9 protein-coding genes are annotated in these 10,337 nt (G+C 40.4%); all 9 read right to left on the reverse strand.

Features of this window, described 5'->3' with window-relative positions; genetic code table 11:
• Positions 1-121 precede the first annotated feature (121 nt).
• Genes BACCOPRO_RS06265 through BACCOPRO_RS06305 form a run of 9 tightly spaced genes read right to left on the reverse strand, consistent with a single transcriptional unit; the run spans position 122 to position 10,314 of the window.
• Positions 122-913, reverse strand: coding sequence for a DUF5457 domain-containing protein (locus BACCOPRO_RS06265; protein WP_008141983.1), 792 nt, complete (start codon positions 911-913; stop codon positions 122-124).
• 6 nt (positions 914-919) lie between these two features.
• Positions 920-3,256 carry a type VI secretion system protein TssR domain-containing protein gene (tssR, locus tag BACCOPRO_RS06270; RefSeq protein WP_008141984.1) on the reverse strand — a complete coding sequence of 779 codons (2,337 nt, stop codon included), beginning with the start codon at positions 3,254-3,256 and terminating at the stop codon, positions 920-922.
• Positions 3,253-4,194, reverse strand: a complete 942-nt coding sequence (locus BACCOPRO_RS06275) for a PKD domain-containing protein (RefSeq protein ID WP_008141985.1) — start codon at positions 4,192-4,194, stop codon at positions 3,253-3,255. The genes tssR and BACCOPRO_RS06275 overlap by 4 nt, the downstream gene beginning before the upstream one ends.
• A 5-nt stretch (positions 4,195-4,199) precedes the next feature.
• The gene (gene tssO / locus BACCOPRO_RS06280; RefSeq protein ID WP_008141986.1) at positions 4,200-4,646 is read right to left on the reverse strand and encodes a type VI secretion system TssO; all 447 of its coding nucleotides are present in this window, start codon (positions 4,644-4,646) and stop codon (positions 4,200-4,202) included.
• On the reverse strand, positions 4,643-5,143 hold the full coding sequence (gene tssO, locus BACCOPRO_RS06285; RefSeq protein WP_008141987.1) for a type VI secretion system TssO: 501 nt from the start codon (positions 5,141-5,143) through the stop codon (positions 4,643-4,645). Before tssO (BACCOPRO_RS06285) ends, tssO (BACCOPRO_RS06280) begins: the two co-directional genes overlap by 4 nt.
• Before the next feature lie 18 nt (positions 5,144-5,161).
• A complete protein-coding gene (locus tag BACCOPRO_RS06290; RefSeq protein ID WP_008141988.1) occupies positions 5,162-6,307 on the reverse strand; it encodes a hypothetical protein in 1,146 nt (381 codons plus the stop codon).
• A gap of 4 nt (positions 6,308-6,311) precedes the next feature.
• Entirely contained in the window at positions 6,312-7,190 is an 879-nt protein-coding gene (locus tag BACCOPRO_RS06295; RefSeq protein WP_008141990.1) for a TssN family type VI secretion system protein, read from the reverse strand.
• Between the two features lie 23 nt (positions 7,191-7,213).
• Positions 7,214-8,155, reverse strand: coding sequence for a hypothetical protein (locus BACCOPRO_RS06300; protein WP_008141992.1), 942 nt, complete (start codon positions 8,153-8,155; stop codon positions 7,214-7,216).
• Complete coding sequence (locus tag BACCOPRO_RS06305) at positions 8,140-10,314, reverse strand: AAA family ATPase (protein WP_373920403.1); 2,175 nt, start codon at positions 10,312-10,314, stop codon at positions 8,140-8,142. The genes BACCOPRO_RS06300 and BACCOPRO_RS06305 overlap by 16 nt, the downstream gene beginning before the upstream one ends.
• Positions 10,315-10,337: the final 23 nt, after the last annotated feature.

The following is a 10,337-nucleotide window of genomic DNA, read 5'->3' on the forward strand; positions in this document are numbered from 1 at the left end:
TAATCGCAAAAATAGTCATTTATCTGATAAAAACAAATCTTTACCGTCTCTTTTAGCCTATTTAACAGTGTCTGATGCAGTTTACAAATATGGAATGATGTATTTTGAAGGTGTCTTCATTTCAGTTACGTTTTCCATACCATGCTATCAGAAGCGAACTTGCTATTAGGATTGCTATGCCGATAATCCACAGGTAAATGTGGTTCTCGCGTTGGTTATGTTCGATAATCTGGGTCTGATATCTGTTGTATTCTACCAGAGCACTTATCTGTTCTTGCTGAGAGCGGATTAAATTCAAAAGCTCTTGATTGATTTCTTGCTGCCTTTTGAGTGACTGTGTCAGATTATTGAAGTTTCGGTTTATTGTATACTCATCCTTGATATAGCCCATGACACTGATTTTCATTTCCTGTATAGAGAGGCTGTCTTGCCTCTCTATGATAGGTGGGGTGATATCTTCCTTCTGAGCATAATGATTGAAGCATAGTATGCCGATAAGTATACCGCTCAAAAGAAAAGCGATGAGTGCTATGATTACATAGAACAGATAGTTTTTACGCACCGTTATGGTACTCTCCGTGCTGGTATCTCTTATTTCAGTCTTGTTTTCATTTATTCCTGTTTTCTCGGGCTGCAGACTTATATTTTCATTCATCTCTTTTTCCTCCATGGCTTTTCTTTTGCTCATTTCAATAAATTCTCGTTTGTTTATCTGATATTTGTCTCCTTGGTATAGGACTACCTCATTTTTTACCAGCCAGTCCAATGCTTCACGTACACTGCGTTCCGTAACTTTGATATTCTGGATGTTCCAGTATACTTCAGAGCAGGTTATCCAAACAGGTTTGACAAGGGATTTTGCATAGAGAATCTCCATTATCTCTTTTTGTAGTTGTTCTTTTGTCTGTTCCATATTCTTTTACGGTAATAAATGTTTTGGAATGAAGTAATATGTTTCTCCCGATATTGATACGGTTTCGAAGGATTGCTCCGCATACATGCTTTCCAGTGTCTTCAGCTTGTCAATTACAGCTGGATAAGTGGAATGGAAGCCATTCTTCTTGCATTTTCTTTGTTTCAGTTTGCGGATTTTGAGGTTATGGAGCAGTTTTTCTTCTGTGGGAACCCCTGTACGGTAATAAAACAGGTCAGATATTCTAGCATTTTTTTTCAGAAGTTTGCGGTGGAATGATCGGTTTATACTGCTTCTTTGTTTTCTATATACTTTGCGCAGTATACGGAATTCCTTTTTTTGTATGCTGTCCGCAAATTCAGGGAGTAATCCACGATAGTTCTGCAACAGGCTTTCCAACTCTTTTTCGTTGAAAACATATCCTTCCTCATATTTGCAAAGTGATGAGTCCGGTACGGAAAGCTTTGCGAAATAGGTGTCTGAAACACTGTTGCGGCTCATTCTTTCCATTCGGAAGGTATCATTTTTATGTACTTTCCTGACGATTTCTTTTAGGTCGGTTGTAGGCCGGCTCCTTAATGCCCCCAGTTTGCTTTCATGATATTGCAAGGATTCCAGCAGGGTTTCATTTGTCATTTGGATATTCAGATTGATGGAGTCCAGCGCAAGTTCCAGTGCGGTGTTGTGTAGGATACCTCTTCCTTTAGGGAATATGATACCTCCTGCGGAAAGGCTTTTTGACGGTACGTCAAAAAGAAAGATATTAGCCTCGTCAGTTTCAAGGTTTCTGAATAGTTCCGGTTTGACCAGTTTGTCATCCACGATGTAATTGGCTATATGGTTCACATATTGCCGTGACAGCTCATCCAGTGTTGATTTGGCTTGCAGGACAAAATCCTGATAAGGGGTATTATGGGAGCGGTTTGTCTGTACAAACAGAAAGCTGGCTGATTTTTGTCCTGCTCTGGCAATCAGGCTTTCATTTATCTTCAGATTTTGATTGCTTCCTAATATGATGAACAGGTTTTTGTCAAAGACATTCTCGTTTATCGTATTCATGATATTGTTCAAAGCGTTGTTCAGTCCTGAACTTTCGCGTGATGCTGCAATTTGTATGCTGTCCGTTGTAATGAATTCAATCCATTGGGAGAAATCGGACAGGACTTGGGAATAACGGTTGCCGGTATTGGATATACAGGTAGCGGTGAATCTGTATTGAACATCCGGAGATAATTTCAGTTTCATGTTTTGTAGGGTATTGCATAGCATATTTGCGCGTTGCTGCTCATGCTCGAAATAAAGGAAATGGATGTTCACCAGATTGTTTTCTTTTTCCATTCGTCTGATATCATTAGAATGGACATTTCCGCCTTTGATATTTATCAGATTATTCCATCGTCTGTTCCATACCAAAATGGGAATGTTGATGTCCGTGTGGTCGGAGTCCGACAAACCGGCTTGTCGCGCATTCCCTGCATAGTCAAACAGTATTCTTGACTGCAGGCTGGCTTCATGTATCTGAAGGGTATCATGTGTATTGGTCAGTCCGGGGATTGAATCGGTATAATTCCCGTCACTCAACAGAAACGACCTGTTCTGACCGATTGCTGCAATCAGGTCAGAAGGTACCCATCCGAATACTTTTCTGGAATCATCGTCTAGAGTGGGAGTATCTGATACCAGTACGGAGCGTTTGCTTTTGTCATACTTATATGCATAGACGATTTGCCCGCTTAGCAGACCTCCTTCCATTCTGTTTTTTAGAAGGGGCTCACCAAACACACTCAGAGTATCTCCACTGAAGTATTTGCTCATATCTAGCAGACGGTTCGGTTGGGTCAGTCCTACTCGGAATTTTACAGGCTGGTTGTTTTCTTTATCAATGTAGGCGTGGTCAAACATCAGGATATTGTCTGTAGGTATCCATCCTGCATACTCGACCTTCGAAGGATCTTTGAAATGCCTTTTCTTGGATAACAGGAAACTGTAAAATACCTTTGGCTTGCCTATAATGTCCTGGTCGGCGCGTACAAGACTGTAGTTCCCGTTTTCCTCGTCAATGATGTAGTATGGTACCCCAATTTCCTGTTTTCCTCTTTTACGTTGGAAGTAAGCGTCCTCGTATGCTTGGTTTCCGTTTCTGTCGGAGTAGACAATTAGGTTGCTTTTGTCTTTTTTGACTGCAGGATTTTTCTCTAAGTTCGGCAGATAGTTAAATATATTTTTCCCTGTTGTTCTGGTTCTGTTCCATGCAGATACTTGCCCGGATACATATACGGGCATACTGCATCCGGCCCAGGTCAGCAGCAATACGGCTATGGATTTATAATATGTCTGTTTCATTTTTCTGTATAACTTTGAGTTATTTGGATAGTTGATACGCAATGAAGTTTGTCGATAAGCACTTCATCAATACGGACGCGACGTTTGGTATTGCTTTCAAGGAAATGAAGTCCTTGGCAGTAACCGGTAAAGTCATTGTATTTTTCTCCGTTTACCACGACCGCAACCCTGTCTGCAGGAATACAGAAGTATTTGTTTCGTATATAGTTATAGTGCTCATAATAGACAGGGTGCTGTGAAACACGGGTATCTGCAATGGCTTGCAAGTGTTTGCGGATGTCGTCCTGTGCCAGCACCAGTGAATCCACTGTTATTATTTCTTCTGCTTTTTCAAAGCGTGGTAGGATTGTTATGTGATGTTTTACAGGATATTGCGTTGTGTTGGTTTGTAGTTTTATCGTATATTCTCCCGGATTCTCATAGGTATAGACTACCTGCTGGTCATATGCATCAACAGTACCGCTCTCACCAAATTCCCACTGCCAGGAATTCATGCCATATCCCTCCGCCGCGAATACGAGTTCTTCTCCCTGATAGCCTTCAGACACACCATAGATATGTGGGACAGAATCAATGGCTGCACGTTCTGTTCCGGATATTACTTTTATATATTTGTTGATGGTATAGCTGTTGTCTATTTTCAGTGTCACCAGATATTTGCCCGGAGATCCGTAGCTGTATTTCATATTGCTTTTATCGCTTATCGCATCACTGTTCCCCATCTGCCACAACAGCTTTCTTCCTTTTACGGCAGCTGTATCGTTTATCATAAACTCCAGCTTTTCGTTCACCTCGTAATGATAGTTGTCGTTGGAGTCAAACACATAAAAGTCAATGTTGCTCAGTTTGGATTTTGAGGGCAACAGCAGAATGATGATAATACCTCCTATGGCAAGTATGCCCAAAGCGGTTATGATAATTTTTCTCTTGTTATCCATATTGCTTATAGATTAGCTTTACATTCTTCCAGATCTTTTTCTATTAGCTCATTGTTGTGTTTCAGGGCACTCAGTTCTTCCTGTATGTCGAACTGGAATCTTAATGTCTTGGAAGCCAGTGCACCGAACATGAATCTCGAATTCATACCGTTTTTTGTGTAGATTTCCTGAATACCGTATATTTTCCCTTTTATTTCATCCATACGCTGTACTTGGTATGCGCTGAAATCCAATGAGTCGATTTGGTTCCATATTACAGATGATTTTTTTGCATGTGCCTTTTGTTCGGTGAATATGGTTTCCGAATGGTTGATGTCTTTTATCAGTTCCGAACTTTCTTTTATTGGAACATCAAATACATATTTGCATAGGATGATAAAGATAAGCACTACGGTAAACACCAGCAATATCGCAAAGCGTACATTACCCCATATGTTTTCGTCTTTTGTCATGGCTTCTGTAATTTTTCTTTTGTTAATTCCTGATACTTGTTCCTGCATTTCTCCAATTGTTCAATATTGGATTCTCTTTTTTTAGCTTCACGGTCAAGATTATCCATCGTAATCTGTATCTCTTTTATCTGATCGAGCATTACCTTGTATACCTCATAGTTTTGCCCGTTGGATGCGAAGCTGCTTATTTCATTTTCCATCAGCTGGCGCTTCTTGGTTATCAAGTTTTGCAGATGCTTGTGCTCACTTGCATTTCGCTTCTTGCTTTTCAGACTGTTCAGTTCACGGAACAGTTCTTCAATCTGGAAATTGAGTTCCGCCTGTTTCTTGAATACTTCGTCGTATTCCGATTTTTTGTTTTCAAGAAGCGCGATAGCTTTCTGGGCTGTTACAATCGAAATGCTGCCGCATAAGGCAATGATCAGTAATGTAACAGCGAATATGATGGAGAATTTCCATTTTGCACTTTTGCGCTCTTCTATATTCATTGCTTCCATAGTTCGGATGTTTTTTAATTACATGAAAGACCATTTCTTTTTCTTCTCTTCTTGAGGCGAAGTTGTGCTTTCTTCTCCAACTACAATATTTTCTCTTACAAGACCGATATATTCAAGTTCTCCCATTTTGTGGAACATTCGTTCCAGAAGAGAAAGGAATGTACCTAAAGTATGCAGTGAAGAGCTTATATCCGTATGCTCGTATGTAATTCCGGTAACTTTTTCAATGCTGTGCATAAAGTCTGATGGAGTAATGTTGGTCCATTCGTAATAATATTGTAACAGCTCCTCACGCATGGTTTCAGACAAGGTCTGTAATGCGGAAACGAATCCGTTTGCTAGTTCATTTATGGCCTGAATAAGGAAAATAGGAGGCTGCTCCTGAGCTGTCTGTTCGATAAAAAAGATACGGCTGTTATAGAAACTGCTGAAAGCATTGCACAGGACAAACGTATTATTGGCCAGCGCATCCCTGCGTTTGTCTGACAGGTTACGGCTGTATATAGTTCTTATGTCTTCTCTTATGTTATGCAGAATGTGTGTCAGTTGGTTTATGAATGATTTCAAACCGTCATGATAGGCTGATTTCTGCAATGGCGGTATATACTGGCGGTTTACTGCAAAAGCGTTTCCATGAGATTTTATTTCTCCGATTATCAGAAAGTTTTTGCTGTAGAATGCCTTGTTTGTTTGGCTTTTGGGCATAATGTGCAACTTTATGCTTGGCAGTACGTGGGGGTGATGCAAGGGTATAACTTCTGGATCGGGTTCACCTATTGGTATCATCTCATAGGGGTTTATTGATACAAGAATAAGAAAAACATTGTCCTCAATAGCGGACGGATTGCTGTCAGGTAATGTTGCTGTCGGTATGTAATCTCCATACAACCCTTCATAGAAGATGATTGGGAGACCGCCTCTTGTCAGCCCGTTGCATTTCTTCAGGCGTACACTTAGGGTATCAAGGGAACCTCCGCTTATGTCGAATTCTACGTTGTCATTTGAATCGTCAAGTGCTTTTCCGATACCATAATTGTAGTCATTCAGTTGACTCTCAATACTTCCATATAGAGATTCTATCATGTTATAATAATTCCCGAAGAAATGATCCTTTGTCAACTTTACTCCGTTGACCCAGTTGATGGGTAAATGTTCTATCTTCATATGTTTACTCTTTTGTTGAAGTTAATTTTACTCTTCTGATATATATAGGTCGGTTGTTCTTTATTTTGTTCTGCTCGCTGTTCTTGTGGGGGTCAAGAATCCGTATCAGCAGTGGATAACTGAACCATTTTGTCGTGTAGAAAGTCCATCCGACCTTGTATCCGTCTTTCCCTGTTTCGATTCTGTTCTGTGGAAATCTGCGGTTTTGGTCTTCTATAAACCAGTTGAACCAGTTACCCAAAGAAATGCCATCCGGCAGTTTTACGACCAGCGAAGCGTAATTCTTGTCGCCGATTTTGCGGTTGATTTTTACTTTGACGGATTTGAATTCAAAGCTGTCGATGTTGTCCCAATAGTTGCGGTCAAAAGTTCCGAATTCCAGTTCCCAAGGAACATAGATAGGAGGTGGTATAAGCAGAAACTGTTTTCTGCCCAGCATAATCATGTAAGGCACTATGAACCAAAGTACATTCAGTGCTCCCCAAATGGCATACGGAAGATTGCTTATCTTTTCAAATACAAGGTAATATATCCATCCGCCAAGTATGCCGGACACAGACAGCAGCAGTATTGTTCCGCCCGTGGATTCTCCAAGCCCGATTGCATTGAAAGAGCCTGATTCTGTGTATTTCCAGAAAATGAATCCTAGTCCGATGTAGCATAGGATTGTCAGGAACAGTCCGCCCCATACGAATTCGTTTCTGAGAAGTCCCAGCAGGCAGGGAAGGGCAATTATCAAAGCTGAAATAAGTATGAAGATAACGGCTTTTTTCATACTCAGCTTTCGTTTTAGATTTTTCATGCTGTTTAGGAAAAACAGCATGACTGTTACGAACAGCGGTGCTAATAGGTATTTAAAGAAAAAAGATAATAACGTTTCCATATTTCTGACTTTTTATCTGTTGTTTATAGATTCATATCATATCCCAAACGGTTTTCTCCCAAGATACAGTCTGTATGTCCCAGTATCAGGTACTTTATATGTATCTCCCTGAACGAAAGTATAAAGAAACTCAGAATCTTAGTTACAATAGTATCTATGCGGGATTGCCTGTTGTAGTCATCTGAATTATCTGGCTGACCGAAGACTATGGTTGCTTCAAGATCGTCGCCTTCACATTCTACGGCTCCGTTTAGTCCGAGGTTTTCTCCTAGAATGCCTTCGTTGATGGGAGAATATTGCGAAACGGTAATCACGTGTGGTATATATCTGAGTCTGATTTCAAGATCAAGGACTACAGAAAATATCCGTTCAATGGCCGTGAGATTTTCCGTGTATTCATCCGAGTGGCAAAGAAAAAGGAACAGCTTGTACTTTTGATGGTTGCTGATATCCAATGGTATGCCCAGCATGGTTTCTACAAGGTGATTCAGATTTTCACGCATCGCAGGATTTGAAAAGAAATTCAAGTCACGGTCAATGATTTTTACACGTTCCTTGAAGAAAGCCGTATCGAAGGGAATAAAAAATGAAATCAGTTCTTTTTCCCTTTTTTTGTTGATACGTATTGCTTCAACAATTTCCTTGTTGCTCATACCCGGCGTGCTTATGACAAGGGGATGGAAAAGGAGTTCTGGAAGCTGGTGATACATACTGTTTCTTGCCAGGTGCATAGCAACAATTTCCTTGTATGAGTTTGATGTGGAAAAATAACGTAAAGAAGTGCTCAGAATGTCTTTGGATTGAACACGCGGATTCATTCCATGACAAATTATCATGAGAGAGTCCAGTAGGTCTTCTTTGAGAATGAATTGCAGTTCCTCAAAAAAAACTTCGGCAATGTAATTGTTTGCATTGCTGCGTTTCAGCTCGTTTATTTTTTCTTTCCTGTCTATCGGAGTTCCCATACAAGTTCGTTATTTCTGAAATTGACTATAATGTTGTCACCCGGTTTGATTTCTTCCGAGACGATAAGTCTTGATACCGTTTTTTTAAGATACGTTCTTATTACGCCTGCTATAGGACGCGCACCGTACTTTGGTGAGAATCCTTTTTGTGAGAGGTATTGGAGCGTCTCTTCCGCCAGCTCAATATTGATGTTCTTTTGTTCATGTAGCTGCTTTTTCAATCTTGAGAAATGTAATAGGAAGATTTCCTTTGCCACATTTTCATTGATGGGAGAGAATGGTACTACCTCTGTCAGTCGTCCTAGAAATTCAGGTCTGAAATATTGGGCCATAACCTCTATAAGCTTTGCTGAAGTTGGGGTATTCCCTGCCTGTATCTGATCTACAATCCATTGGCTTCCAATGTTGGATGTGAAAATGATTATCGAATTGGAAAAATCGCCCTCTCGCCCCAGCTTGTCATGTATCTTTCCCTCATCCATCATTTGAAGAAATACATCATATACACTGGAATGCGCTTTTTCGATTTCATCAAATAGGACTACGGAATAAGGCTTTTGTCTTATTTGTGTTACCAGAAGGCCACCTTCTTCGTAGCCGACATATCCCGGAGGTGCTCCGTAGAGCAGAGCTGCCGAATGCTCTTCCTTGAATTCGGACATATCAAACCTGATCATGGCAGATTCATTGTCAAACAGCAATTCCGCCAATGATTTAGTCAGCTCCGTTTTACCTGTTCCGGTAGGTCCAAGGAAAAAGAAAGAACCTATGGGCTTTTTGGGATCACTCAATCCGCTTCGTGATTCGATAATGGCATCAGACAGGGTGGAGATAGCCTTGTCCTGACCTTTGACTCTTTCCCTGAGTTTTGATTCTATACCGAGGAGGCGGTCTTTTTCCCGGGCCTGTATTTTTCCTATAGGAATATTGGTGCACTCGGCTACGATTGCTTCTATTTCCGCAGCGGTTACGGTTCCTATTGTGTGGAGCGATAGATTTTCCAGTTCTGTCAGGATTCTATCGATCCATTGAATCTTTACTTCATATTTGTCTTCATCGTTCCATGTATAGGTATCTGAAAGTTTCGATGTTATGACAGAACCTACTTTGTTGAAAATCATTCGGTAAAGTAATTGTAAATCGGAACTTAGAATTGCATCTTCTGCATTTTCCTGCAGACATTCGAACTCTGACCGGATGTTTTCTATTGTGTTCCTTGCATTTTTGTTGCATAGACGTACAGCAGCAGAAGTTCTGTCCAAAAGATCAATTGCAGCAGAGGGAAGACTGCGTTCCTTGAAATATCGGCGTGATAATTGTATTACATTTGGAATGCAGTCGTCAGAAATTTCAAGATTGTAATGGCTTTCTATTTCTTTTTTGTGCAGATACATGGCACATAATAGAGTGGAATAATCCAGTTCTTCCGCATTTATGATGACCAGTTTGCTCTCGATGGATTGCTTTTCTATGTGTTTGCGGTACGCATCATTTGTAATGGTAAAGATGAGATTGCAGGCTCCTTCACCAATTTGGGCATTGAGGATATTTATCAGAGTAGTTGATTTACCTGTATTCCCGTTTTCCAGCAATACCTGAAGGTCATCTATCACAAGAACTACTTGCTCAATTTGCTTCAACTTATGTATTAGGGCTACTATCTTTTGGGATATCTCATTTTCCGATGATGTCCCGGCCAATAATTTGGCTGTATTCAGCCCTACAACAGAAACTTGTTGCAGCATTTCGTCTTTATTGTTACATATTTCCTTTACAAAAGCATTGATAATGGAAGTTTTGCCTATACCTGAATCGCCTATTATCGTTATGGCTTTATTTTCTGATCGTTCCAGACATTCAAGCATGGTTCTGATTTCTTTGTCTCTGCCCACCACTATACTTCCGCTTTTGATGGTCGCTTCGGTTTTCAGATTCTCTGCGTATGGAAATGAGGCCAGTATCTGGTTTTCTTCTCCTTGAAAGGAATTGGTAGGTGTAAGGGCATTATAATATTTTAGAATATCTTCTTCACTTACCCCAAGTAATTCTATTTGCTGGTGCGAATAGATAACGCCTTCTCTGGAGATGGCCGTAAATACACAGATGGCATCTATGTAGTCACTTCCCAACTTTATTTTGGAGCGTTCCGCTTCATCCAGTACCTTGGAAAGATCTTCATCCG

The sequence above is a fragment of the Phocaeicola coprophilus DSM 18228 = JCM 13818 genome (genome assembly GCF_000157915.1).
GTDB classification, from domain to species: domain Bacteria; phylum Bacteroidota; class Bacteroidia; order Bacteroidales; family Bacteroidaceae; genus Phocaeicola; species Phocaeicola coprophilus.

What these genes read in the sequence shown, in the direction of transcription:
- tssR (WP_008141984.1), bottom strand. Translation starts at nt 3,256, where the DNA reads ATGAAACAGACATATTATAAATCCATAGCCGTATTGCTGCTGACCTGG.
- BACCOPRO_RS06295 (WP_008141990.1), bottom strand. Translation starts at nt 7,190, where the DNA reads ATGGAAACGTTATTATCTTTTTTCTTTAAATACCTATTAGCACCGCTG.
- tssO (WP_008141987.1), bottom strand. Translation starts at nt 5,143, where the DNA reads ATGGAAGCAATGAATATAGAAGAGCGCAAAAGTGCAAAATGGAAATTC.
- BACCOPRO_RS06290 (WP_008141988.1), bottom strand. Translation starts at nt 6,307, where the DNA reads ATGAAGATAGAACATTTACCCATCAACTGGGTCAACGGAGTAAAGTTG.
- BACCOPRO_RS06300 (WP_008141992.1), bottom strand. Translation starts at nt 8,155, where the DNA reads ATGGGAACTCCGATAGACAGGAAAGAAAAAATAAACGAGCTGAAACGC.
- BACCOPRO_RS06275 (WP_008141985.1), bottom strand. Translation starts at nt 4,194, where the DNA reads ATGGATAACAAGAGAAAAATTATCATAACCGCTTTGGGCATACTTGCC.
- tssO (WP_008141986.1), bottom strand. Translation starts at nt 4,646, where the DNA reads ATGACAAAAGACGAAAACATATGGGGTAATGTACGCTTTGCGATATTG.
- BACCOPRO_RS06265 (WP_008141983.1), bottom strand. Translation starts at nt 913, where the DNA reads ATGGAACAGACAAAAGAACAACTACAAAAAGAGATAATGGAGATTCTC.